The 25,304-nt window shown below is 71.1% G+C and carries 18 protein-coding genes; 11 read left to right on the forward strand and 7 right to left on the reverse strand.

Annotation, left to right across the window (positions count from 1 at the left end; translation table 11 throughout):
• Window positions 1-236 precede the first annotated feature (236 nt).
• The gene (locus ABZX96_RS01720; protein WP_355536086.1) at window positions 237-1,541 is read right to left on the reverse strand and encodes a phytase; all 1,305 of its coding nucleotides are present in this window, start codon (window positions 1,539-1,541) and stop codon (window positions 237-239) included.
• 600 nt (window positions 1,542-2,141) lie between these two features.
• Here ABZX96_RS01720 and ABZX96_RS01725 point away from each other — a divergent pair.
• The gene (locus ABZX96_RS01725) at window positions 2,142-2,330 is read left to right on the forward strand and encodes a hypothetical protein (RefSeq protein WP_355536089.1); all 189 of its coding nucleotides are present in this window, start codon (window positions 2,142-2,144) and stop codon (window positions 2,328-2,330) included.
• Window positions 2,327-3,358 (forward strand): LacI family DNA-binding transcriptional regulator, encoded by a 1,032-nt coding sequence (locus ABZX96_RS01730; protein WP_355536092.1) that lies wholly within the window; start codon window positions 2,327-2,329, stop codon window positions 3,356-3,358. The genes ABZX96_RS01725 and ABZX96_RS01730 overlap by 4 nt, the downstream gene beginning before the upstream one ends.
• An 85-nt stretch (window positions 3,359-3,443) precedes the next feature.
• Here the strand turns inward: ABZX96_RS01730 and ABZX96_RS01735 are convergent, their stop codons facing one another.
• Together ABZX96_RS01735 and ABZX96_RS01740 are read right to left on the reverse strand one after the other, a co-directional pair.
• Entirely contained in the window at window positions 3,444-4,448 is a 1,005-nt protein-coding gene (locus tag ABZX96_RS01735; protein ID WP_355536095.1) for a glycoside hydrolase family 5 protein, read from the reverse strand.
• 665 nt (window positions 4,449-5,113) lie between these two features.
• Entirely contained in the window at window positions 5,114-6,277 is a 1,164-nt protein-coding gene (locus ABZX96_RS01740; RefSeq protein WP_355536098.1) for an NAD(P)/FAD-dependent oxidoreductase, read from the reverse strand.
• 173 nt (window positions 6,278-6,450) lie between these two features.
• Between ABZX96_RS01740 and ABZX96_RS01745 the strand changes: the two genes are divergently transcribed.
• Window positions 6,451-7,014 (forward strand): XRE family transcriptional regulator, encoded by a 564-nt coding sequence (locus ABZX96_RS01745; RefSeq protein WP_355536692.1) that lies wholly within the window; start codon window positions 6,451-6,453, stop codon window positions 7,012-7,014.
• 78 nt (window positions 7,015-7,092) lie between these two features.
• On the opposite strand, the gene ABZX96_RS01750 is transcribed toward ABZX96_RS01745, so the two are convergent.
• On the reverse strand, window positions 7,093-7,734 hold the full coding sequence (locus tag ABZX96_RS01750; protein ID WP_355536101.1) for a TetR/AcrR family transcriptional regulator: 642 nt from the start codon (window positions 7,732-7,734) through the stop codon (window positions 7,093-7,095).
• Window positions 7,735-7,792: 58 nt separating this feature from the next.
• On the opposite strand from ABZX96_RS01750, the gene ABZX96_RS01755 reads away from it, so the two are divergent.
• The 6 genes from ABZX96_RS01755 (at window position 7,793) to ABZX96_RS01780 (ending at window position 17,280) form a co-directional block, all read left to right on the forward strand.
• Entirely contained in the window at window positions 7,793-8,839 is a 1,047-nt protein-coding gene (locus ABZX96_RS01755; protein ID WP_355536104.1) for a hypothetical protein, read from the forward strand.
• Between the two features lie 1,264 nt (window positions 8,840-10,103).
• Window positions 10,104-11,576, forward strand: a complete 1,473-nt coding sequence (locus tag ABZX96_RS01760; protein WP_355536107.1) for a hypothetical protein — start codon at window positions 10,104-10,106, stop codon at window positions 11,574-11,576.
• A gap of 266 nt (window positions 11,577-11,842) precedes the next feature.
• Window positions 11,843-13,408: a PQQ-binding-like beta-propeller repeat protein gene (locus ABZX96_RS01765; RefSeq protein WP_355536110.1), complete on the forward strand. Its 1,566-nt coding sequence runs from the start codon at window positions 11,843-11,845 to the stop codon at window positions 13,406-13,408.
• Between the two features lie 276 nt (window positions 13,409-13,684).
• Window positions 13,685-15,139: a serine hydrolase domain-containing protein gene (locus ABZX96_RS01770; RefSeq protein ID WP_355536113.1), complete on the forward strand. Its 1,455-nt coding sequence runs from the start codon at window positions 13,685-13,687 to the stop codon at window positions 15,137-15,139.
• 139 nt (window positions 15,140-15,278) lie between these two features.
• Window positions 15,279-16,028 (forward strand): TetR/AcrR family transcriptional regulator C-terminal domain-containing protein, encoded by a 750-nt coding sequence (locus tag ABZX96_RS01775; RefSeq protein WP_355536116.1) that lies wholly within the window; start codon window positions 15,279-15,281, stop codon window positions 16,026-16,028.
• Window positions 16,029-16,248: 220 nt separating this feature from the next.
• The gene (locus tag ABZX96_RS01780) at window positions 16,249-17,280 is read left to right on the forward strand and encodes an aldo/keto reductase (RefSeq protein ID WP_355536119.1); all 1,032 of its coding nucleotides are present in this window, start codon (window positions 16,249-16,251) and stop codon (window positions 17,278-17,280) included.
• Between the two features lie 489 nt (window positions 17,281-17,769).
• Here ABZX96_RS01780 and ABZX96_RS01785 read toward each other — a convergent pair whose 3' ends face one another.
• Window positions 17,770-20,592 carry a M4 family metallopeptidase gene (locus ABZX96_RS01785; RefSeq protein ID WP_355536694.1) on the reverse strand — a complete coding sequence of 941 codons (2,823 nt, stop codon included), beginning with the start codon at window positions 20,590-20,592 and terminating at the stop codon, window positions 17,770-17,772.
• 570 nt (window positions 20,593-21,162) lie between these two features.
• Window positions 21,163-21,792: a TetR/AcrR family transcriptional regulator C-terminal domain-containing protein gene (locus ABZX96_RS01790; RefSeq protein WP_355536122.1), complete on the reverse strand. Its 630-nt coding sequence runs from the start codon at window positions 21,790-21,792 to the stop codon at window positions 21,163-21,165.
• A gap of 79 nt (window positions 21,793-21,871) precedes the next feature.
• On the opposite strand from ABZX96_RS01790, the gene ABZX96_RS01795 reads away from it, so the two are divergent.
• Entirely contained in the window at window positions 21,872-23,350 is a 1,479-nt protein-coding gene (locus ABZX96_RS01795) for an FAD-dependent monooxygenase (protein ID WP_355536125.1), read from the forward strand.
• A gap of 90 nt (window positions 23,351-23,440) precedes the next feature.
• Here ABZX96_RS01795 and ABZX96_RS01800 read toward each other — a convergent pair whose 3' ends face one another.
• Window positions 23,441-23,911, reverse strand: a complete 471-nt coding sequence (locus ABZX96_RS01800; protein ID WP_355536128.1) for a GNAT family N-acetyltransferase — start codon at window positions 23,909-23,911, stop codon at window positions 23,441-23,443.
• 242 nt (window positions 23,912-24,153) lie between these two features.
• Between ABZX96_RS01800 and ABZX96_RS01805 the strand changes: the two genes are divergently transcribed.
• Window positions 24,154-25,263, forward strand: a complete 1,110-nt coding sequence (locus tag ABZX96_RS01805; RefSeq protein WP_355536131.1) for a tyrosine-protein phosphatase — start codon at window positions 24,154-24,156, stop codon at window positions 25,261-25,263.
• The last annotated feature ends 41 nt before the right edge of the window (window positions 25,264-25,304 follow it).

Below are 25,304 nucleotides of genomic sequence, written 5' to 3' on the forward strand. Positions count from 1 at the left end.
CCGGCGCTGTAGCCAGCCCGGCGCTGTAGCCGATCCCGGCGGCTGTAGCCGGTCCCCGGCACGGGGGGCGTGGGCGGGAGAGGAGGGCACGCGCCGCCCTTCTCCCGCCCGTGCGCCGGGGCCCGGCACGCCGCGCGCGACACCGGCGGGCGGGGCCCCGGGCCGCGTGGTCCCCGCGGGGTCGGCCGGGGCAGCGGTCGGCCCCGGCGGGCCCACGCGTCGCGCGCGGCTTCGGGTCAGTCCTTCAGGACGTCCATGACGCTGCCGAGGTCGACGAACTTGAAGCCCGTGGCCTTGCGCTCGCCCACACCCGGGGTGTCGTTCCCGTCCTGCACGACGAGGAGACCGTGCGGGTACTTCTTCCCGAGGGGTGCGTTCAGGGCCGCGGCGCCGTCGCACTCCTCGGAGCCGTCGAGGGTGGTGGAGGCGGCCGTGACGCGGAAGCCGCCCTCGTACTCGTTGTCGTCGCTCAGTTCGCGGTCGTAGGCGGCGAAGGTGTTGTCGCCCTGGCTGGAGGCGAGGAGGTAGCCGTCGCCGTCGGGCTCGGTGATCAGGGTCAGGCCCTCCACGTCGGCGCTGATCCGCTTGCCGCCGTAGCCGGGGTCGGCGCCCCGGGTGCACTCCTCGGTCGCCTCGTCGTAGGTGCCGGGCACGCCGTACTCACGGACCTTGTCGATCAGGACGGGGGTGCCGGTGAGGTCGGCGCGCAGGCGCCAGATGCCGACGTCCTCCTGGCCCGCGTAGAGCGTGCCGTTGTCGGGGTCCACCACCATGCCCTCGACCTGCGGGAGTTCGCCCGGTTCCGCGCACGGCGACCAGGAGGAGCCGTTGGGCAGGCGGAAGGAGGAGGGCAGGTCGAGCGTGCGGACCTTGCGGTAGCCGACGGTGCCGGAGCGGGTGGGCTGGAGTTCCAGCAGGGCGATGCCGGTGGTCTCGCGGCGGCTGACGAGGGCGTAGGCGCGGCCGGTGGCGCGGTCGGTCCAGGTGGCCAGTCCGTAGGCGGTGCGCTGCTCGTTGATCTCCTCCTGGTTCGCGGAGAAGACCGGCGCGGCGGCCGGGTCGGTGATGTCCGTGAGGGGGCCTCCGGGCCGGTCGCGGTCGATGCGGTAGAACCGCAGCCGGTCGTTGCCCCGGTCGCTGGTCACGGCCAGGTCGGCGGCGCCGGTCGACAGCCGCAGCCCGTGGACGAGGTCGACGTTGTTGAAGCGGCCGGGCGCGTCCCCGGCGCCCGGCCCGGCCGGGGCGGGGAGGGCCTGGACCTGCCGGGCGTCGAGGTCGTAGACCCGCAGGCCGCCCTTCTTGGCCGTGGCGATGACCAGGCTGCGCCCCGGGTCGGCGGGGTCGCGCCAGATCGCCGGGTCGTCGGCGTCGGCGTTGCCGCCCGCCTCGTCGTCGTACAGGGCGGGGGTCTCGGCCCGGGGGGTGATCCCGGGCAGCCCGCCGGACCGGGAGTGGGCCTGGGCGGGCGCCGTCGCCACGAGCGCCGCGAGCGCGGTGACGAGGGTCAGGACGCTCGACCGTCGTATGCGGGAGGTGGGCACGAAGATGCTCCTTGGTATCGGGAACGGGTGCGTGCGGCAGCTTCTCTTCCGCATGTGAAGAGTTACCGCCGGTTGTACGCGCCATGGCATGTACATGAAATGAACATTGCCCTCATGTGTTGACATTGATGTGCGCGCGGCGCCTTGGACGCTTTCCGGTTCGTGGTGGTGGGGCCGCCCTTCTCCGTCAGGCGCTCGTGCGCGATGACGCCGGCCTTCTTCCGCACGCACCACCCCAACGACCCGGCGCGCGCAGGGCACACAGCACTCCTGGGAGGTGAGGAGCGCGGAACCGGCAGGATTACGTCGCGTGCCGGGACTCGGTGCCGCGGTTCGGTGCTGCGACTCGGTACTGCGGTTCGGGTGCTGCGGTTCGGGTGCTGCGGTTCGGGTGCTGCGGTTCGGGTGCCGCGGTTCGTCGCCGAGTGCGCTGCCGCGGTTCGTCGCCGAGTTCGGCCCGGCCGGGAGTTCCCGGTCGCCGACGTGGACGGGTCGCGTGCGGCGCATTTCCCCGTGCCCGGCGAGGAGTTCACCTCTGCCCGGCCGCGGTTCGGCGTCCTGCCGGAGCCCGTACCGGGGCACAGCGATACAGTCGACATCGTGGTGAGCGCACAGACCCTGGCGAGGGATACCCTCCTCCGGCCCGACCGCCTCGCCCCCGGGGCGAGTGCGGGCCGCGGGCTGCCGGCCCTGCCGCCCGGCGAACGGACGCGCATCCGCGTCGGCGGCTGCGGCACCGCGGACGCCGAGGCGGTCCGGGCTTCGTTGTTCAGTGTGGACGTGGTGTGAAGCCGCCCTCCGAACGCATCACGATCAACGACGTCGCGGCGCGGGCAGGGGTGTCCAAGGGCGCGGTCTCCATGGCGTTCAACAACAAGCCGGGCGTGTCGCGGACCACCCGGGAACGCATCTTCGCGGCGGCCCGCGAACTGGGCTGGGCTCCGCACCAGACCGCCCGCAACCTCTCCAACCGGCGCGTCGACATCGTCGGCATGGCGATCTGCCGGCCCGCCCGGCTGCTCGGCCTCGAACCCTTCTACATGGAGTTCATCTCCGGCATCGAAAGCGTCCTGGCCGAACGGTCGTGCGCGCTCCTGCTGCGTCTGGTGCGCGACCTCGACGAGGAGATCGCCCTGTACGAGAACTGGTGGCGCGGTCAGGTGATCGGCGGTGCCATTCTCGTGGACTTCCACCGGGACGACCCCCGGGTCCCGGCGCTGCGGGCCCTCGGGCTGCCCGCGGTCGCCGTGGGACACCCGTCCCTGACCGGCCCCTTCCCATCGGTCTGGACGGACGACGCCACGGCGGCAGCCGAGGCCGTCCGCTACCTGGCCGCGCTGGGCCACCGCCGCATCGCCCGCGTCGGCGGCCCGGCGGAACTGGGACACAGCGGCATCCGGGCCGCCGCGTTCGCCTCCACGGCGCGTGAACTCGGCCTCGAAGACCACCGGCAGGTCTCCACCGGCTTCGCGGGTGAGGAAGGCGCCCGGGCCACCCGTGGCCTGCTGCTCTCGCCCGACCGGCCGACCGCGATCGTGTACGACAACGACATCATGGCCGTCGCGGGCGCCGCCGTGGCGGCCGAACTCGGCCTCGCCGTCCCCGACGACCTGTCCCTGCTCGCCTGGGACGACTCGCAGCTGTGCCGCCTGACGCACCCGCCGCTGTCGGCCATGAGCCACGACGTACACCACTTCGGCACACAGGTCGCCCACACCCTGTTCGAGATCCTCGCCGGCTCCCAGAACGGCTCCCTTCAGGTCCCGACGCCTTCGCTGACGCCGCGGGGGTCCACGGGGCCGGCGCCGCGGGGGTAGGTGGAGCGGGGAAGTCCTTCATGGACGGACGTGGGCGGGCATGGACGGACGCGGACGGGCCCCCGGCGTATCGGTCTCTCGGAAGTCACCGACCGCCGAAGACGCTTGCTTCGCGGGCGGTCTGCCGAATGCCGTCGGGGCCGTGGAAGACACGCCGGCCCCAGGGGGTCAGTCGGCTCGCGGTGAAGTCGGTGGCCATGTCGAGGTAGGTGACGCCTCCGCCGTTGCCGCTCCAGGACCAGCCCAGATAGCCCAGGCCGAGTCGCCGGGCGGTGGCCATGATGGTGTCCTCGTCGGGATCGCCGTCCGAATGGGCGTCGCCGAACTCGCCGATGACGAGAGGGAGTCGGCTGGATGCGAACCGGTTCATATAGTCGCGGACTTCTTGGGCGGTGTCGTAGACGCCATACATGTGCACCGAGAAGACGGTGTTCCGGCGCGGGTCTCCGGCGAAGACGGCCGCGGCGTTGTCACGCATGGTGAAGGACCAGTCCTGGCCCCAGTTCGGGGCGTCCACCATGAGTGTGTGCGCGAATCCGGCGGCACGCATGCGGCTGATCGCCCGTGACGTGTCGGCTGTCCAAGCGGCGTATCCGGAATTGCCGTGCGGTTCGTTCCCGAGGTTCAGGATGGTGTATTTCTCCTGGCCTTTCACCGCGTCCCGCACCTGCGTCCAGTAATCCACCGCGCGGTCCAGGGAAACCGCGCCGGCCTGCTCTCCGTAGCCGGTGGTGTCGTGCGCTTCGAGGACGCAGATCAGCCGGTTCGCCTTGCACCGCTCGACGACGCCCGCGACGTCCGCCGTGTCGTTCCTCGTCCAGCGGTCGCCGGTGCTGAGCACGATGCGCACGGAGTTGGCACCGAGCGCCTTGATGTCGGCCAGCGCACGGCCGGTCTTGTCGCGGTACCAGGCATGGGCGTGGTTCACGCCCCTCAGGACGAAGTCGTTGCCGTTCGCGTCCAGCAGTCGGCCGTGCTCGACACGGAATCCGGGCGCCGGCTCGGCCGCCCGGGCGGTGACCGGCGCGGCAAGCGCCGAGGCGGCCAGGGCCAGCAGCAGGCCAGCAGTGGCGGCCCGTAATCTTCCCATTCTTCCGGCTCTTCCCGCTCCTCCGGCCGTTCCCGTTCTCCCGGCCGTTCCCGTTCTCCCGGCCCTTCCCGTTCTTCTCATCCTCGTCGTCCTTGTCATCCCTTGCTCCCGATTCGCTCCCGACTCGGTACGCGCACGCGGCGGGGTACGGCGTCACCCGCGTCCGGCATTTCCGTCGACGGTGGGTGAGTGATGTGCTTGAGGGATGTGCTCCGGGTCCCCGCGGAGTGGCGCTAAGTGGAGTGGCGCTAAGTGGAATGGTGCTGCGTGGAATGGTGCCGTGCGGAACGGTTTACGAAAGCTGGGGATCCTCTGTGGGTGCCTGGTGGTTCCCGGTGGCGTCCTGGTGGGTGCCTGGTGATCCCCGGTGGGTTTCCGTTGGTTCTGGGTGAGTTCCCGGTGAGTTCCGCGGTACGGCGACGGGCGGAGGGCGTGCCGGGCCGCGGGACTCGTCGGGAACTCACCGCGTGAATGGTCGCGCAGCTTTCCGAGTTCGCGGAACGGCACGGACCGGTCGGCCCGCGCGTTCGGCGATCGACAGCGAGGTTATGGGCTTTCCTCCTGCCACACAACACTCCGGCTCGAACCGGTTAAGTTCCCTCCTCGGCCGTCCGTACCACAGGGTCCCGCGGCGATACCGCTTCGGTTCCAGTCGGCGGACTTTCCTAACGCACGGCCTGCGAGGAGACGCCTCCGTCGGCCCGCCGGGCCGCGACGGCGTGCCGGGTGTCCTCGGCGATCAGGTCGGCGTTGATGGCCGCCGCGGCGCGGACGCCCGCGGTGGCGGAGCCGATGACCTGTTCCAGGATGTTGGCGACGTTGCCGGCCACCCACACCCCCGGTACGGCGGTCCGCCCGGTGGCGTCGGCCTCGACGTAGCTGCCGATCACCGTGCCGGCCATCTCCTGCTCCACCGGTTCCAGGCCGAGGCCTGTCAGGAAGCCGGCGCGGGCGGTGAATCGGGGGGCGACGGCCAGTGCCTGGCAGGCGAGGCGGGTGCCGGTCGCCAGCCGTACGCCCGAGAGCCGGCCGCCCTCCTGTTCCAGCGCGGTGACCTCGCCGTCCACCACCGCGATGCCGCGGGCGGCCAACTGCTCGTACTCGTCGTCGCTCGGCTCGGGCCCGGTGTGGAGGAAGAGGGTGACGTCCTGGCTCCACTGCCGCCACAGCAGCGCCTGGTGCGCCGCCAGCGGCCCGGTCCCCAGCACGCCGATGGGCCGGTCGCGGACCTCCCACCCGTGGCAGTAGGGGCAGTGCAGGACGTCCGTGCCCCACAGGTCGGCCAGGCCGGGCACCTCGGGCAACTCGTCGACCAGACCCGTCGCGACCAGCAGCCGCCTGCCGCGGACCGCGCCGCCGTCCGCGAGACGGACGGTCAGCCCGTCGTCGTCCCGTTCGACGGTGGCGACGTGGCCGCGCCTGATCTCTCCGCCGTAGGCCCGCACCTCCTCGCGTCCGTCCGCCAGCAGCTCGCCGGGCGGGCTGCCCTCGCGGCCGAGGTAGGCGTGGATCCCGTCCGCCGGGGCGTTGCGCGGCTCGCCGCCGTCGATGACGAGCACCGACCGCCAGGCCCGTCCCAGGGTGAGCGCCCCACTCAGCCCCGCGGCACCCCCGCCGATCACCACCACGTCGTAACGCCGGTCTCCGTCGAGGGGGGCGACGGCCGCCGTACGTCCGTCGGGGTGCTGTCCTGCGGGCTGCCCTGGCTGCGGTCCGCCGTTCTGTCCGGCGTTGTTCTGTCCGGGGTTCTGTCCGCCGTTCTGTCCGGCGTGCGGTCCCACGTTCTGTATCGCGTTCTGTTCTGCGACCTGTTCTGCGTGCTCACTCATGTGCGCCACCTCCTGGTATGAGGTGCAGAGTGCGCGCGGCGTTCTCGAATTGACAAAGTTCTTTGCCGCGGCAGCAAATGGGAGGCATGGCTGACAAAGGGCACAAGGAATCCAAGGACGACAAGGACAACAAGGACAACAAGGACAACAAGGACGAGCGCCTCGATCAGGTGATGACCGCTCTCGGGCCGCGTCTGCGTGCCCTGCGGCAGGCGCGCGGGACGACGCTGACCCAGCTCAGCGCGGATACGGGAATCTCCGTGAGCACCCTGTCCCGGCTGGAGTCCGGGCAGCGCGAGCCGGCGCTGAAACACCTGCTCCCGCTGGCCGAGGCGCACCGGGTGCCCTTGGACGAGCTGGTCGGCGCGCAGACCGGCGACCCCCGCATCCACCCGCGCCCCTTCACCCGGCACGGCCAGACGTGGATCCCGCTGACCCGGCAGCTCGGCGGCATGCAGGCCTACAAGCAGATTCTCCCCGCCCCGAAGACCCCCCGGACCGGACGCCCCAAGCAGGGATCCCACGAGGGGTACGAGTGGCTTTACGTCCTCTCCGGCCGTCTGCTTCTCGCGCTGGGCGACCACGATCTCGTCCTCACCGCCGGCGAGGCCGCGGAGTTCGACACCCGCGTCCCCCACGGCATCGCCAACGCCGGGGACCAGCCCGTCGAATGGCTAGCCCTGTACGGGCCCCAGGGCGAGCGGATGCACGTACGGGCGCGTCCGAAGAGCACGTGAGGGGGGTGGGCCGGGGCGTCCCGCGTCCCGGCCCGGTCGGAGGCGCGGCCGGCACGCGAGTTTCCGGCGGCCCCCTCTTCAGGCCCGGTCTCCCCTCCCCCGAACGACCAGCGGCAGGAACACCCGGTCCACGATCTCCTCCAGATCGGCGTCCGCCGGGGTGCGGCGGGCCACGAAGAGATCGTGGACGACCAGCACGACCGGGAGTGTGACCAGCCGGTCGGGGAGCAGGTCGGCGTCCTCGATCTCACCGCGCCGGGCCGCGCGCTCCAGCACCGTCCGCATCCAGTCGCGGCCCGGGTCCCGGTTGCGCGACGCGACGTAGGCGGACAGCTCCGACTCCTGGTCCTGTCCGTCTCCCTGCCCCTGTGCCTGCACCTGCGCCTGCGCCGCGGCCAGGACCTCGCGGACGGGGGCGAGTTCCCGCATCCGCTTGATGACGAAGCTCAGCAGGGCCAGGACGTCGCCGCGCAGGTCACCGGTGTCGGGAGGGCTGTCCGGTACGGGTGGTGCCTGGTGGCGCAGGGCGGCCAGGGCCAGTTCGCGTTTGGACGGCCAGCGGCGGTAGAGCACCGGGCGGCTCGTGCCGGCGCGGTCGGCCACGGCCTCGTATGTCAGCCGTTCGTAGCCGACCGCGACCAACTCGTCCCATGCCGCCTTCAGGAGCGCGGCTTCCAGTTCGGGGCCTCGGCGACGCCTGCGCGTGGACTCTTTAGACACGTCATGTATCTTAACGTCCACCATAAGATGCACAGTGACTCTTATTGGAGGCATCGGCATGCGCGGTAAGGGCATTCACTACGACACCGGCACCTTTCCCAACGGCGACACCTCCCGCCCCGTCTTCGACCCGGGCGTCGTCGAGCGGGAGATGCGGGTCATCGCGGAGGACCTGCACTGCACGGCGGTCCGCGTCACCGGTGGCGATCCGGACCGGATCGAGATCGCGGCGCGGCACGCCGCAGCCGCCGGCCTGGAGGTCTGGTTCTCGCCGTTTCCCTGCGAGATGACGAACGAGCAGATGCTCCCGTACTTCGTCGACTGCGCCGAGCGGGCCGAACGGCTGCGCCGGGACGGTGCCGAGGTCCGCCTGGTCACCGGCTGCGAACTGAGCGTCTTCGCCCGCGGCTACCTGCCCGGCGACACCCTGAACGACCGCATCCCCGTCCTGGCCGGCCCGGACCGCGAGGCCGCCGTCAAGGTCGTACCCGAGCGCGTCAACGCGTTCCTCGCCGAGGTCGTCGCCGCCGTACGGCCCGTCTTCGGCGGCCTCCTCGGCTACGCCTCCAACCCGCTGGACGGCGTGGACTGGGCCCCGTTCGACATCGTCGGCCTCAACCACTTCCACAGCCTGCGCAACGCCGCCACCTACCGCGAGGACCTGCCCAAGGAGTTCGCCCACGGCAAGCCGGTCGCGATCACGGAGGTCGGCTGCTGCACCTACCGCGGGGCGGGCGACTACGGCGGCGCGGGGTGGTACCTGGCCATGGAGCCGGACGGCGTCACCCTAAAGCCGGATCTGGTGCGGGACGAGGGCGAACAGGTCCGCTACCTCGACCGTCTCCTGCCCGTCTTCGAGGAGGAGGGGGTCGACTCCCTCTTCTGGTTCAGCTTCGGCGGCTACAGCACGCCTCACCACTCCCCCGGGCCGGACCCGGATCTCGCCTCCTACGGCATCGTCAAGATGCTCGACGAGCGGAGCGGCATCCCCGCCTCCGCGCGCACCTATCCCGCCCTGCCCTGGGAACCGAAGGAGGCGTTCCACGCGCTCGCGGATCGTTATCGGGAGCTCGGGCAGGAGCGGGCGACGGCGTATCGCGGGTAGGCGGTAGGTCGCGGCTCCCGTCCCGCTCTCGCTTTCAGCAAAACGCCGGTGCGCCGGGGAATTAAGCCTGCCGCGAGCAGGGCCAGGGCTACGACCGCATGTCAGCGGTCAGCCGAGGCGCCGTTTTCCAGAGATCCTGGAACGCCAGGAAAGGGTGCATTGTTCCTTTCTGCTGGATTTCGAGATGCCGAGAGACGGTAAGGGAGGGCGGGAAGAGGACGGGAACCAGTGCCCGGCATCGAGGAATTGAGCATTGTGTGGGAGGAGTTCGGCGAGGAGTTCGGCATGGATTCTCGTCGCATCGCGACTCGTCCCACATCTCACTTCTCGGCCCCACGCCCTACTTCACAGCCCACGCCCCCACTTCACAGCCCACGCCCCCACTTCACAGCCCAACGCGGGACCTGCCGCATCCGTTCCGCAGGTGCTGCTCCAGTGGCTGTTTCCGCGCGTGCTTCGGCTCGGGTGGCTGTTTCCGCGCGTGCTCGGATGTCAGTAACCGCGCGCACTCCGGCTCCGGTGGCTGTATCCGCGCGCGCTTCGGCTCTGGTGGCTGTATCCGCGCGCACTCGGGTGCCAGTATCCGCGCGCTCCGGGTCCGGTGGCTGTTTCCATGCGCGCTCGGGTGTCCGTATCCGCGCGCACTCCGGCTCCGGTGGCCGTTTCCACGCGCGCTCGGGTGTCCGTATCCGCGCGCTCGGGTGTCAGTAACCGCGCGTGGTTCGGTGTCAGTTTCCGTGGCTGCCGTTGGATTTGCGTTGTTGGGGCGGTGGTATGCGGGGCGCGGGCGCATTGGGTGGTTTCGGTAGGGCGGAACGAGCCGGCACTCGCGCGTTATCCGGATGGTGCCGACGCATGGCGTCCGATGGCGTGCTGACGGTGTGCCGATGGGGCCGGAGCGGGAAAGGGCGGTGTGACAGGATTCGGGGTCCGTGTCTCGTCGTAAGAAAGGAAGACGAAATCCGTGAACGGCTCATCGCGAGCGGAAGGCGATAACGCTCCGCCCGCACAGACCGGCTCCAGACCGGATTCCCCGCCCGGGTTCCCTCCCCCTGCCGGCCAGGTGGGTCCATCAGCGCATTACGGCGGTCCGGCCCCCCAGGCCGGGCCGCCTCCAGCCGGTCCGTACGGTGCCGTCCCGCCGCCCGGGTACCCCGCGCACGGGCAGCAGGCCGCGTACCCCCCGCACGGGCAGCAGTCCCCGCCTCCACCGGCCGGGCAGCAGTCCGCGTTTCCGCCGCCCGGACAGCAAGCCCCGTTTCCCATGTCCGGGCAGCAGGCTTCCTTTCCGGCGGCCGGGCAGCAGGCTCCTTTCCCGCCGCCCGGGCCGCAGGCTCCGGTGCCGGCGCCCGCGCCGCAGGCCGAGGGCAAGGGCCTGAAGCGGGCGGTGATCGGGGTGGTCGTCCTGGCCGTCCTCGCGGTGGTCGGTTTCGGTGGGGCGGCGCTGTTCAACGCCTTCGGGGGCAGTTCGCTGCCGTCGGCCGCCGGCGGGGACTCCAAGGGTGAGCAGCTCCTGGGCGACGACGACGTGACCGCGCTGCTCGACGGCCGCACCCGCGCGTTGAAGGCGGGGGACGAGGAGACGTTCCTGAAGCCGTTCAGCGGCCAGGCGCGCACCGAGCAGCAGAAGATCTACCGAAATCTGCGGAAGATACCGTTCGCGAGCGCCGAGTACCAGGTGGTCGAGCAGAGCGGCAGCGGGAGCAACGAGTACGGGGACGGGGCGACCATCGGCCTCGATGTCGCGTTCGTCCACAAGATCGAGAACGTGGATGTCGCGCCGGTGGCGGAGTGGTACCGGTGGACCATCAAGCGTGCCTCCAAGGAGGCCGCGCCGCAGATCACCAAGGTCGGTGGCTCTCCCTCGGCGTACGGGGAGAAGGGGTTCGTCTACTACCCGGCGGCCTGGGACGTCTACGACGACATGTTCGTCCAGCGGCAGGACCACAGCATCACGATCTCGGCGAGCAAGAACGCGGCCGACGCCCGGCGCTTCGCGCCCATCGTCGAGCAGTCCGCGCGGGACGACGTGCAGTTGTGGCAGCGACACGCGCCGTCCGAGGCGCCGTCCCCGCAGGGCTTCGTGTTCGTCCTGGAGCCCGACCGGAAGACCTACGCGACGCTGTACACCAGCAACGGCGACGACCCGGGCTGGGACGCCGGCGCGAGCGTGCCGATGCCCACCTTCACCGCCACCGTGGGCTCGCGGGACGCGAAGGAGCTGCAGTTCGGCGGCGCCCGCATCAAGATGGACACCTCCTCCGGCAGGTTCACGTCCGCGCAGTGGCAGCGCGGCGTGCGCGACATCACCCACCACGAGGTCGCCCACGCGTTGATGCAGCCGCTGGACCAGGGCAAATACGGCATGTTCAACATCGACGACGGTCCCCGGACCTGGGTGGTCGAAGGGTTCGCCGAGTGGGTCTCCAGCCGCTTCGACCCCGCGCTGTCCGCCGCCTCCACCCGCGGCCTGCGGGGAATGAAGTTCGACGGCGAACTCCCCGAGAACGACTTCGAGGGCCAATTGGGCCGGACGGTCTCGCAGAACTACACCCTCAGCTCCCTCGCGGTGCAGTTCGTCGCCGAGAAGCGAGGTGAGGAGGGCGTCTTCGACCTCGTCAGCAGCCACTACCAAGACCCCAAGCACCTCGACCAACAGCTCCAGAAGGTGCTCGGCATGGACGAGTCCGCGTTCGCGAGCGCCTGGGCCGACTACGTGAGACGGAGCGTTCAGTGACGACCCCGCAGCCGCCTTCCAACGATCCGTCGTCCGTGCCTCCGGGGGCGCCTGGGCCTCAAGGGGCACCCGGGCCTTCCGGCCCACCCATGCCGCAAGGGGCGCCTGGGCCTTCCGGCCCACCCGTGCCGCAGGGGCCACCGGCACCTCCGGGCCCACCCGCGCCGCCACAAGGGACGCCCGCGCCTCCGGGTGCTTACCCGGGTGCGTCCATACCGCCGGGTGCGTCCATGCCACAGGGTGCTCCCGCGCCCACCGGTGCGCCCATGCCCCCAGGAGCGCCCGCTCCCGCCGGGGCCGTGCCGCCGCCGACAGGGGCCGTGCCGCCGCCCGGTGCCGGGCAGGGCTTCGGACCGCCGCCCACCGGGGCCGCGCCTCCCCCGGGATACGGCTACCCCCAGCAGGGCCCACCACCCGGCTATGGCTACCCGGCGAGCCCGCCGGGCACCGGGCCCGGGCCCGGCTTCGGCCCGCCGTCCGCCCACGCCCACGTCCCCGCGTACCCGCAAGCCCCCGTTCCGATCCCCGTCCCGGCCCCGGCTCCCAAGAAGAAGAGCAAGGCGTCGTTGGTCATCCTTATGGTCGTCGCCCTGCTCGTGCTGGTCGGCGCTGGCGGCGGCACCTGGTACCTGCTCTCCGGCAACGACGGCCAGGTCCTGTGGAGCATCGAGGCCCAGACGAAGCAGGGCGCCCTGGTGGAGGCGCAGACCCGCGGCACCTGGTTCGCCGGCAACGCCGTCGTCCAAACCCTGCGGGACGGCCTGAAGGCGTACGACCGGGACACCGGCCGGCAACTGTGGGCCACGGCGCTGCCCGGCGACGCCCAGAGCACCTGCAGCGCCCCGGAGCTCTCCACCGGAAACATCGGAATGGTGGCCTACGGCGTCAAGCAGGGCTGCAACCAAGTCGCCGCCTTCGACCTGACCACCGGCAAGGAGTTGTGGCACAAGGGCTTCAAGAAGGGCATCCAGATCGCCCGGACCGGGGACGTCGCGGTGATCTTCGGGGAAAAGGACATAACAGCCCTGAACGCCCGTACCGGCCGGCTGGCGTGGGACCCCAAGGCGGCCGTCACGGAGGACTGTGGCCCTGGTGTCTACACCGGGGGCCCGGCGCTGATCCGGTACCGCAGCTGCGGTTCGCACACCGTGATCGGCAAGTGGTGGTCCGAGGTGTCCTCGATCGATCCGTCGACGGGCAAGGTCAAATGGACGTACCGCCTGGAGTCGGGCGAGCCCGGCGAGGAACCACTCTTTTCCAGCAGCCCGGAGATCATCTCGACCTCGCCGGTGGTTCTGCTACACGACACCGGTTACAAGCAGACCACCAGGCTCCTCGCTCTGGACGACGCCACCGGCAAGGTGCGCAGCACGTTGGCCGGGGGACCGCCCGCCAAGTACGTCCGGTCGCACGAGGAGAGCGGCCCGTGGCCGGAGGCGGTGACGGTCGGCTCCACCTTCCTCCTCTCGGCGCTCGACGGCGACGACAAGGGCATCATCGCGGCCTACGACCTCGACAGCGGAAAACTGCTGTGGAAGACGAAGCCGGGCCCGAAGCAGAAGTTCTTCCCGCTCCCCGCGGCCCCCGGCGGCCCGCTCCAGGCCTACCTCACCAACCGCGGCGGCGACCTGAACCCGCAACTGGTGGAGTTCGCCAAGGACGGCACCATGCGCACCGTCGTGGAGTACCCGACCGATGTGGACAAGCGCATGAGCATCTCGGCTCAGCCCTACGTCAACCGCGGGCGATTGTTCATCACCTGCGCCGATACCCGGCTGACCTTCGGCGACGAGAAGGCGTACAGCCTCGTCGCGTTGGCGATGACGGAGTAGCACACCGGCCGCGGTGGGGACCGATCCCCGGCCCCCACCGCGGCCGTTCCTTCCGGCCCCGACCGCGGCCGATCCCTCCCCCACCGCCGCCGACCCTCCCGGCCCTCACCACGGCCGCCCCTCCGGCCCCCACCGCAACTGGCAGCCAACCCCCCGCACACCACCCACCCTTGCCACCACCCCACCCCCTTGCGTACGGTGTGCGCAAGACGCGAACACTGTACGCGGGACGCCGTACACACGCACCCCGTTCGCACACCGACGAGGGAGACGTCGATGTCGTCGAAGCACACCAGCTGGGACACCGAAGGCAACTGGAAGGCAAGCGGCGACTGGGGGTCCGTCGCCACCGGGGGGCGGAAGCTGTACGTCGACCACTGGCAGGCCCGGCTCGACCGGCTGCGGGCCAAGTACCACGTACCGGGCGCCACTCTGGCGGTGCTGGCCGACGGCCACATCCACGAGCTGGCCAGCGGTGTGCTGCACCGGGGCACCGGTGTGGAGGCGGCGCCGGGCTCCGTCTTCCAGCTCGGTTCGCTCGCCAAGGCCTACACGGCGACGCTGATCATGCAGTTGGTGGACGAAGGCCTCCTCGACCTCGACACCACCGTCATCAGCGTCCTGCCGGAGTTCGCGACGGCGGACGAGGCGGCCACCCGCACCATCACCATCCGCCAACTCCTGTCCCACACCAGCGGGCTCACCTGCGACTTCACCTACGACTCCGGGCGCGGCGACGACTGCCTGGAGCTCTACGTGGCCGCGGCACGGAACGTCGGTCTGGACTGCCCGCCCGGGACCGGGGTCTCCTACAGCAGCCTGGGCTACAACGTCCTCGGCCGGATCATCGAGGTACTGACCGGACAGACCTGGGACGAGGCCCTCAAGAGCCGCCTGCTGACGCCGCTGGGGCTGACCGGCACCATGACGCTGCCCGAAGAGGCGCTGGCCTTCCGCACCGCCATGGGGCACCTCGGCGAACCCGGCGAGGAGCCGGTCCCGGCGCCCGCGTGGGACCTGATGCCGCGTTCGGCCGGACCGTACGGACGGGTGCTGGCCAGCGCCGCGGACGTGGCCCGGCTGGCGAGGATGCACCTGGACGGCGGCCTCGCGCCCGACGGGACGCGGCTGCTGTCGACGCGGAGCGTGGCCGCGATGCGGCGGCGCGAGGTGGACGTGCCGGACAAGTGGACGGTGAGCGCGGACGGCTGGGGCCTGGGCTGGACCCTCTACGACTGGGACGGCACGCCCGGGTTCGGCCACGACGGCGCCTCCATCGGACAGTACGGCTTCCTGCGGGTGGTGCCCGAGTCCGGTGTCGCGCTCGTCCTGCTGACGAACGGCGGCGGGGCGCGGCAGATGTACGAGGACCTGTTCGCGGAGCTGCTCGAAAGCCTGGCGCGGGTGCGGATGCCCGAACCCTTCGCCCCGCCCGCCGAGCCGCCGGCCGTCGCCATCGCGCCGCTGGTCGGTACGTACGAGCGCGAAGGCGTCCGCATCACCGTGACCGACGTGGACGGCACCGCGCACCTCGTGTACGAGTTCGTCGGCGGCATGAAGGACTTCTCGGAGCCTTTGGTGATGGACCTCGTGCCGGTCGGCGAAAAGGTCTTCGCCGGTCCGGGCAGCGGCGCCTACAGCGCCGCGTGGATGCCGGTGGTCTTCGCCACCCTCGCCGACGGGACGGGGTGCGTCTACATCGGCATGCGGGCGGCGCCGAAGACCTCCTGACAACCGATCGTGAGCGGGGCGGGCCCGGTGACGCCGGTGGTCGTCGTCGCGCTCGGAACGAGACAGGGTGTCCGTCAGCACCCGGCACTGGGAGAGATACGGTGAAAACACAGCTCGGAGCGACAAGGAGACCAAGGTGATGGCCAGGGTGCCGGCCGGCAAATCGAAGCAGGTCCCCTCGGTGTGGGTGCGACAGCGCGAACAGCGCGCGCTGAGCCGGGAACAGATCGTGTCCGAGGCCGTCCGCCTGCTGGACGCGGAGGGCATCGACGCGCTGAGCATGCGCAAGCTCAGCGCATCGCTGGGCGCGGGCGCGACCTCGCTGTACCGCCACGTGGCCAACAAGGACGAACTCATCGAACTGGTCATCGACGAGGTCTACGGGGAACTCGACCTGGCCGCGTCCCAGGAAGCCGCCCACTGGCGCGAGGACACCGCCGCCTTCGCCCAGAGCCTGCGCGCCCTGATCCTGCGGCACCCGTGGATCGCCTCGGTCCTCGGCGAAATGGGCATGGCCTACCTCGGCCCCAACATGATGCGCCTCACCGACCGTCTGCTCGCCATGTTCGAACGCGCCGGCTTCCCCCTCGACGAGGCCGACAACGTGGTCGGCATGCTGTTCGCCTACGTCACCGGCACGGCCACCAGCGAAGCCGCCTGGCTGACGAAGCTGGCCCGCACAGGCGTCAGCGAGCAGGAACAGGTCACAACCCTCTGGCCGGCCGCCGAAGCCGCCGCCCAGCAGTACCCCCGACTGCGCGAGGGCTACACCCACCACAAGACCACGGACCCGGCCGCAACCCGCGACGCGAACTTCACCTACGGCCTCGCCCGCATCCTCGACGGCCTCGAAGCCCGCCTGAACCGACTCGGAACCGGCTCCGCCTGAAGACACTCCAGCTCCGCCTGAAGACTCCGGCCCCACCCGAAGGCTTCGGCTAGGCCCGAAGGCTCCGGCTCACGAGCCCGACCCACCCCGGCAGATCACCGTCCCCAGCCCAACGATCACCGCCCCCACCGCACCCCCCAGACCCCGAAATTCCGTTGCCCCCGCCACCCCTCACGTCTTAAGTGGCCCCATCAGTCGACGTGAGGAGCGGGACGGGATCATGGAGCAGCGATTCCTGGGTGGGACGGGGCTGCGGGTCAGTGAGCTGTGCCTGGGCACCATGACGTTCGGCAGCGGTGCGGACGAGGTGACGTCGCACCGCATGCTGGACGCGTTCGCGGAGGCGGGCGGCACCTTCATCGACACGGCCGACATCTACGGGCAGGGCGCGTCCGAGGAGATCCTGGGCCGCTGGCTCAAGACCCGTGGCAATCGCGACGAACTCGTCGTCGCCACCAAGGTGTTCGGGTCGATGGGCGAGGGCGGCGGGAACGCGTCGGGGCTGAGCCGCAAGCACATCCTGACGGCCGTCGAGGGCAGTCTGCGCCGCCTCGGCACGGACTACATCGACTTGTACCAGACGCACATGTGGGACGTGGAGACGCCGATCGAGGAGACGCTGTCCACGCTGGACACGCTGGTACGGGACGGCAAGGTGCGCTATCTGGGGGCGAGCAGCGTGACGCCCTCGCAGCTTCAGAAGGCGCTGGACGTGGCACGGTTCCGCGGCTGGGAGCCGTTCGTCTGTCTGCAGCCGCTCTACAACCTGCTGGCGCGGGAACTGGAGTGGGAACTGCTGCCGTTGAGCGAGGCGGAGGGCGTCGGGGTCATCCCGTGGAGCCCGTTGCAGGGCGGCTGGCTCTCGGGCAAGTACCGGCGCGGCATGACGGCCGCGCCCGCGGGCTCGCGCGAGGCGGCCGTCCAGGAGCGGCAGGGCCGCGAGAGCTGGCGGGACCGGGACACCGAGGAGACGTGGCGGGTCGTGGACGCGGTGCTCGCGGTCGCCGACGAGGCGGGGCGCACCCCGGCCCAGGTGGCGCTGCGCTGGTTGCTTCAGCGCCCGGGCGTGACGGCGCCGATCATCGGGGCGCGCACCCTGGAACAGCTCACGGACAATCTGGGTGCGTGCGGCTGGGAGCTGACGCCGGAGCAGGAGGCGCGCCTGTCCGCGGCGAGCGAGCGTCCGCTGCCGCACCCGTACGACGTGCTCGCCAACCCCAGGGAACGCGCGCGGCCCGCCCGCCGGGCGTAGTAACCAGCCCGCGCGCCGGGCGTCGTACCGGCCCGCCCGCCGGGCGTAGTACCGGCCCGCGCGCCGCTCATGGCGGATCGGGCGCGGCCGGCATCCGGATGCGGACGACGGGCTTCTCTGTGGGGCCCGCCGCTTCGGTTGTCAGCCCGCGCCCGAGCCACGGTGCGCTGCTGACGGACGGGGAGACCGGGGTCCCCGCGAGGATGCGGGCGGGCTCCCTTCCGGAGGCGTCCGGCGGATCGGCCCCGGCTCCCGGCTCCCGGCTCCCGGCTCCCGGCTCCCGGCCGATCCACTCCCCACGCCGCGTGAGGTTCAAGCCGGGGCAGCGGCATGGGCGGATTCGGCACCAACGGCGTCGGACGGATACCGGGCCGGACACGAATAGCCGCGGGCGTGCACCCACCTGCCATCGGCCCCTGAAACCCGCGGCGGCCCGCCGGAGATCGCTCCGGCGGGCCGCCTGGTGCTGAGGGAGGGAGCGGGATCCGGTCAGCCGCACTTACCGGCCGGTCGGGTGCGCGTCACGACGTCGCTGATGCCGGTGGTCGCGTCGAGCCAGATCACCTGGTTGCCGGAGGCCGCGGCGGCGGAGAGCTGTTCGCCGCGGTTGCAGGAGACGCGGGTCCGGTGGACGGCGCCGCCGGGGGACGAGCCGTCGGTCGTGAACTGCCAGAGCTTGGACAGCGCCTCGTTGGTGAGTTCAGGCAGGGGTACGCGGGCGACGCCCGTCACCGCGGTCTCGGAGGCCGTCACGTCGGAGAAGTTCAGCGCGTCCGGGCCGGTTTCCGGGCTGAGGTCCACGATGTGGGAGCCGTCCAGGTCGGCGCGGCGCAGGGTGGTGTTCCCGTTGCTCTGCACCTCGTCGATCAGCCAGAAGACGTGCTTGCCGTTGATGGCCGTCGGGCCGAGGCTCGTTCGCGACGGGGTCTTCTGGATCAGCTTGTACTCGCCCGTCGCCACGTCCAGCAGCCAGGTGTTGTTCTCGTACGTGGCCCGGACCCGGCGCGTTTCCTGGTAGACGATCTTGCCGTCGTTCACCGTCGGGAAGTACGTCCGCCGGTACCTGCCCCCGCCGATGCTCTGAACCTGCGTCGGGTCGCTGATCCGCAGGTAGTTCACGTAGCGGATGCCCGCGCGCGGCCTCGACTCGAAGGTCACCAGGTCGCCGTCGACGTCCACCGTGGAGCCCACGTTCCGGCTCTTCCACAACTTCTTGACGGGCCCGCCGGCGAGCGGCCTGGCCAGGATCTCGGCGGAGCCGTTACCGACCGCCTGCCACACCACCCACTTGCCGTCGGTGGCCGGGTTGACGTGGTAGCGACCGTCGTTGGGGCTCATCAGCTTCAGCGAGCCCGTGCCGTCCGTGCGGCCGGCCCACACCGAGTACGGCTCGGAGCCCTCCTCGTTGGACTTGGACGCCACCCACCAGCCGCCACCCGAGCCGATGTGCGAGGCGGTGGTGTTGACGCGGTCGAGCAGCACGTCGGAGTCCACGCCGAGGGCCAGTTCCCAGCCGGGGACGATGCCGTGGGCGTTGAAGGCACGCTGCAGGGCTTTCTGGTCGTTGGCCGTGACCTTGAGGGCCTCGGCGGCGGCGAGGACGGCGGCCCGGCCCTCGGTGAAGCCGTCGAGCGGGGTGAGGTACTCGGTGACCGCCTTGTAGACGATCTTGTCGGTGAGTTCGGCGCCGAGGTCCTCGCGGGCGTCCCACAGCGCCCCGCCGAAGATGGTGGAGTTCAGGTGGACGCCGCCGTTGTCGGTGCCGAAGCCCACGCCGAGGAAGGACTTGGCCGTATTCCGCCCGTCGTTCAGGTCGCGGAAGGCGCATTCGCGCGGGGTCTTCGTCCGGCAGAGGTTCTCGCCCAGCAGCCCCGAGTCCGGGCTGTCCGTCGGGATGCCGTAGACGTCGTTCTCGATGGCGTTGCCGAAGTAGTCGGCGATCGCCTCGTTCATGGCGCCGGACTGGCCCGCGTAGACCAGGCCCGCGGAGTGCTCGATGACGCCGTGCGTCATCTCGTGCCCGACGACGTCCAGCCCCGCGGAGAGCGGCTTGTATTCGGCGTCGCCGCTGCCGTACACCATCTTCTGGCCGTCCCAGAAGGCGTTGACGTACGGCTGCCCGTAGTCGGTGACGCCCACCAGGGAGTGGATGGCCATGCCGTGGCCGTCCAGGCTGTCGCGGCCGTGCTTCTTCTTGAAGTAGTCGTAGACCTGGCCCGCGGCCCAGTGCGCGTCCACCGCGCCCGACTCGGTGGCCTCCGTGCCGAAGGCCGGGGTCGGCGAGCTGAACTCCAGGATGTCCGACGGCCACTGGCCCGCCACGTCGCCGACCCACTTGCCGCGCGCGTCCCAGGTGTCCAGCGGGTTGCCGCTGCCGTTCTGCATCCGGGCGCTGTCGCGCAGCACGTAGGTGTCGCGGTACTCGTCGTGGGTCACCTCCAGCTCGACGGTCTTCCCGTCCAGCCGCACCCCGGAGCCCGGCACCTTGGGCGCGGGCTCCGCGACACGGCGCGCCGGGGCGTTCTCGTTACCGGTCCGGGCTGCCTTGGTGGCGGCCCCGGCTGCCTTGGTGACGGCCCCGGTTGCCTTGCTGACGGGGCCCTTGTTACCGGTCTCGGCCGCCTTACCGGCCTCGGCCGCCTTGCTGACGGTCGGCTTGCTCGACGCGCCGCCCGCCTCGCCCGCATCGCCGAACGTCTTGATGCCGCTGTACTGGAGGACCGGATACCCGGCCCGCGCGTCGATGTAGACCTCGCGCAGCACCGGCTCGCCGCCCGCCGGGTCCGTGCCCCGTACGGTGACGTGCCGGGTGAGCACCCCCGCGCCCAGCGGCAGGACGACCAGCCCGCGGGAGGTGCCCTTCAGCGACGGCGCGCCCTCCTCGCCGTCGCCCTTCCCGGCCACGGAGAAATTCTTCTTCTCCAGCTCCGTCAGGACGGCGTCGACCGCACGCTCGACGGCCAGCGCCTCGTCCACCTGGGCCGTCGTGCCGGTCCGCAGCTTGGTGAAGTACTTGCCGGACGTACCCGTGACGACCCGCTCGCCGTCCTTCTTCTCCATCCGGACCACGTACTGGCCGCCCAGCACCGGCACGCCCCGGTGCTTCTGCTGGAGCCGTACGGTCTCCCGTCCGCCCGCGAACGTCGTCGTCCGCAGCGGCGTCAGGTCGCGTTCCGGAGCCGCGATCCGGTAGCGGTCCCGCTTGTCCGCGAGGTACGCGCGAGCCGCGCCCGCCGCGTTCGCCGCCGCCGGGGCCTGCTCCCGGATCCCCTCCACCAGCGCGGGCGTCGCCGTGTCCTGCCCCGGCACCACCTCCCCCGGGCTCGGCGGCGAAGCCGCCGCCACACCGCCCGGCACCAGCGAAACAACAAGTGCGGCGGCGCCGATCAGCGCCGCCGCACCGGATATCCCACCCCTGGGTGCTCTGGATGCCCTGGATGCTCTTGATTCTCTTGGTGTCCTTGAGGCTCTTTCTCTGTCCGTCCCCGCTCTGGCCGAGCGCGCTCGTGATCGACGCACGTCTCCCCTTCCCCCTGGTCAGTCGTAACCGACTCATCGACGCATCGATGTACCGATGTGCCTGCGGATCTACGGACCCACGGATCTACGGGTCCCCAGATCTACGGACCGATGCACCGACCACCGATGCACCGACGTACCGACAGCGGACCGCCACCGGCGAGGCCATTGGAAGCGACGATGCGCCGGTGCATCAATGGGGCGGGGGGTTCGACGGGTGGCTTTCGGCCGTGAGGAGGGTCGGGTACACGCAATCCGCGGTCTCGGGGCGCGTCGGCGGATCGATCGTGTGCGTCGCGGGGGCCCTCCCGAGGGCAGTCCTTACGAGCCCAACCCGCCCAACTACGAGCCCAACCCGCCCAACTACGCGCCCAACCCCCCCAACACCGCATCCAGCCCAAACTCGAACCGCTCATCGAACGTCCCCCGCAGCAGATGCCCCACCACCCGCCGCAGAGCCGGATACTCCGTAGCCTCCACGGCCCGGGGCAGGCGGTCGTCACCCGCGTCGGGGGCGCCCTGTTCCTCCTGGGTGAGGCCGAGGACGAAGTAGGTCAGGGTCCATGAGGTCCAGGCCGCTTGCCGCTCGTCGGCGCCCGTTTCCAGGAGTGCGCCGACGAGGTGGTCGACGTACCGCAGCGTGTGGGGCTCGGCCGTGTAGGTGCCGGTCACCAGCGCGGCGCCGTCGCGGTGGGCGAGGAGGGCCTGCCGGTAGCGGCGGGGCAGTTCCCGTACGCGTTGCGGTGCGGCGGACGGGAGGTCGGCGTAGCTGATCTCGCCGAGGATGGCGTCGGCCATCAGTTCCAGCATCCGGGCCTTGGTCTTGACGTGCCACAAGACGGTGTTCATGCGCACGTCCAGGCGTTCGGCGACGGCCCGGGTGGACAGCCCGTCCAGGCCCTTGTCGTCGAGCACCTCCAGCGCGGCCCGGATGACGGCCGGGCGGGTGAGCTGGCCGCCGGTGGTCTTTTCGTTCGCTTGCGCCTTGGTCACTGACCTAGTTTACTGCTCCTCGTAAGTCCTGGTCAGTGACCAAGAAGGTCGCCGGCCAAGAGACAGGGGAGGAAAGTTCATGGACTATCAGGTCGTCATCGCCGGAGCCGGTCCGGTCGGGCTCTGGCTGGCCGCGGAGCTGCGGCGCGCGCACGTCTCCGTCGCGGTCGTCGAGCGGCGCACCGAACGCGACAACCGCTCCCGGGCGCTGACCGTGCACCCGCGCACCATCGAGACGTTCGCCTCACGCGGTGCGCATCAGCCCTTCGTCGACGAGGGGATGCCCCTGCCGGGCGGGCACTTCGCCAACCTGGACAGCCGCCTCGACTTCCGCCGGCTGGCCGGCCCGTTCCCGTACACGCTCGCGCTCTCCCAGCGACGCACCGAGGAACTGATCGAGCGGCAGGCCCTGGAGCTGGGCGCGACCGTCCTGCGCGGGCACGAGGTCACCGGTCTCGACGACGGAGCGGACGCGGTACGCGTCCAGGTCCGCGGCCCCGAAGGCCCGTACCACCTGGACGCCGCCTACCTGGTGGGCTGCGACGGGACGCGGAGCACCGTACGCACCGCGGCCGGCATCGACTACCCGGGGACGCCCTCCACCGTGCTCGGCTGGCTCGGTGACGTCATCCTGGACAGCCCCCCGCCCTTCGGCCACAGCACCTTCGGCCCGGCCGGCAGCCTCATCACCGTCCCGCTGCCCGGCGGCCTGCACCGCCTGGTCGGCATCACGCCGCGCGACCTCACCACCCAGTGGCCCGGGGACCTCACGCTGGAGGAGCTGCGTCGCAACGTCATCGCCATCACCGGCGAGGACTTCGGTATGCGCGACCCGGCGTGGCTCTCCCGCTTCGGCAACGCCACCCGCCTGGCCGCCTCCTACCGCCGGGGCCGCGTCTTCCTCGCCGGGGACGCCGCGCACCAGCACTTCCCCGCCGGTGGGGTCGGCATGAACGTCGGCATCCAGGACGCCGCCAACCTCGCCTGGAAACTCGCCGCCACCCTCAACGGCTGGGCCGCCGACGGCCTCCTCGACACGTACCACGCCGAACGCCACCCGGTCGGCATCCGTCTCGCCGAGATCACCCGCGCGCAGACGGCCCTCATGACCGCCTTCACCCCCGAAGGCCGGAGCCTGCGGGCCCTGTTCAGCGACATGATCGGCACGCTGCCCGCCGTCAACGACCGACTGGCCGGGCAGATCAGCGCCCTGTCCGTCACCTACCCGCCCACCGATCCCGACGCCCACCCGCTGACGGGCACCCGCGCACCGGATCTGACGATCGCGGGCCGTGGGCTCTTCTCCCTGTTGCGCGCGGACGGTTATCTGCTGCTCGATCTCACCGAGAACGGCACCGCGCTGTTGACGGACCTGGTGCGTCCCGGGCTGCGACTTCACGCCGGAGCCGTTGACGAGCCCCCGGCAGCGTGGCGGGACGTGCGCGTCGCGCTGATCCGCCCCGACGGCCACGTCGCCTGGGCCGGGAGCGACCCCGGGGAGACCGCTGCCGCCCTCGCCGCCACCCACGCACCCGCCGTGGTGGAGCAGCGCGCGTAACCGTTCGTCGGGGGTGAGCGTCGGGGGTGAGCAAGGTGGCGGAGCCCGATGGCCTGGTTCCGTCACCCTCTGCCCGCCGGGGCTGGTCCGTTACGGCCGCCAGTACAGCGAGGGGTCGGGGTGTTCGGCGAAGCCGAGTGCGCGGTAGAGGGGTTCGCCTTCGGCGGAGGCGTACAGGTCCACTCGGGCGACCTCGCGTGCCCGGAACCAGGCGAGCAGATCCCGCATGATCGCGCGGCTGTGGCCACGCCGCCGATACGCCGGATCGGTGACGACTCCGATGACGTGCCCGATCCGGCCGTTGCGCAGGTGCGGGCCGGGGAGGCGCTGGTCGATGGTCCCGATGCCGCACGCGGCGAGGCCGTCCTCGCCCTCCACCACGAGGATGCGTACGGCGTCCGACGTCACCTGTTCCTTGAGCACCGCGGCGAGGGCGCTCCGCCAGTCGTCGCCTCCCGACGCGGGGTGGAAGAAGTCGCCGCCGAGAGTCTCGAACAGCAACGCTCGCAAGCGGACGAGCTCGGCGACATCGTCCTCGACTGCCTGACGCACACACGACATGTAATGACCCTATAGCGCTTCGGTTCATTACAGCGAGCCAATATCGAAGCGCCCCCGCCTCCCCCGGCATCGCTCCCCGGCGCGACCGCTTCCCACGGGCCCGTCCGCCCCCGCAGACCCGGGCGACGCACCCACTCACCCCCCAAAATCAGCCAACACCCCATCCAGTCAAGCCACTTGCGTCTCATCATCTAGGAATTTTCCTACTGCGATCCCGCATTTCATGTACATAGCATCCGGCTATGGAGATTCCGCGCGCCGCGCGCCGCACCACCGTGTCCCTCGCCGCCGCCATCGCGGCCTTGTCGTTGACCGCCCCCGTGGCCCTCGCCGCGCCACCGCAGCGGCTCGCGACATCCACGGTCACGCCTCTCACCCCGCGGCAGCAGGTCACCCAGCAGGCCATCCCCTTCACCGAGGCCACCGTCACCCAGCACGACGACGGCTCGTACTCCGTGTCCTGGCGGGCGCCCGGCGTCCGCTCGGTGACCGTGTACGCGGGCGACCGGCCGGTGGCGCACGGCGGCGCCGAGCAGACGGTGACCGTCCGGGGCCTGGCGCCGGCCGACCGCCAGTGGTTCCGGCTCGTCCCCGACCAAGGCGAGCCCCTGACCCTGGCCGATCGGTCCCTACACCTGAAGAGCGCCCCCAACTTCCGTGACGCGGGCGGCTATCGGACGGCCGACGGCAAGTGGGTGCGGATGGGCGTCCTGTACCGCACCGGCGAGCTGTCGAAGCTGACCGACGCCGACCTCGCCAAGCTCCAACGCCTGGGCATCCGCACCGACTACGACCTGCGCGCCCCGGGCGAGCGGGCGAAGGCCCCGGACCGCGTCCCGGAGGGCACCCGTTACGTGGTCGCCGACGTGCTCGGCGAGGACGTGACCGATTTCCCCACCACCCCTGAGCAAGCGGTCGACCTGATGATCAACGGCAACCGCGACTACGTCAGCAAGCCGTCGGCGCGCACGGCCTACAGCGCCCTCGTCCGCGACGCCGCCACCCCGGACGCGCACGCGCTGGCCTACCACTGCACGGCCGGCAAGGACCGCACCGGCTGGGCGAGCGCCGTCCTGCTGACCGCACTCGGCGTGGACCGCGACACGGTCATGCGCGACTACCTGGCCAGCAACGCCTACCGGGCCGAGGAAATGCAGGCGATCTACGACCAGGTGACACCGCGCGACGCCGCCATCCTGAAGCCCGTACTCGAAGTGCGTCCCGAATACCTGAACGCTTCTTTCGAAGAGGTCCAGGCCCGGTACGGCACCTTCGACCATTACCTGCGCGAGGGTCTGGGGTTGAACGATCAGGTGCTGACCGATCTGCGGAAGGCTTTGCTGGCGGGCTGAGGCAATGAGTGACGGGCTGAGGGATCGGGTGACCGACTGGT

The organism is Streptomyces sp. NPDC003077, from assembly GCF_040611095.1.
Lineage (GTDB): Bacteria > Actinomycetota > Actinomycetes > Streptomycetales > Streptomycetaceae > Streptomyces.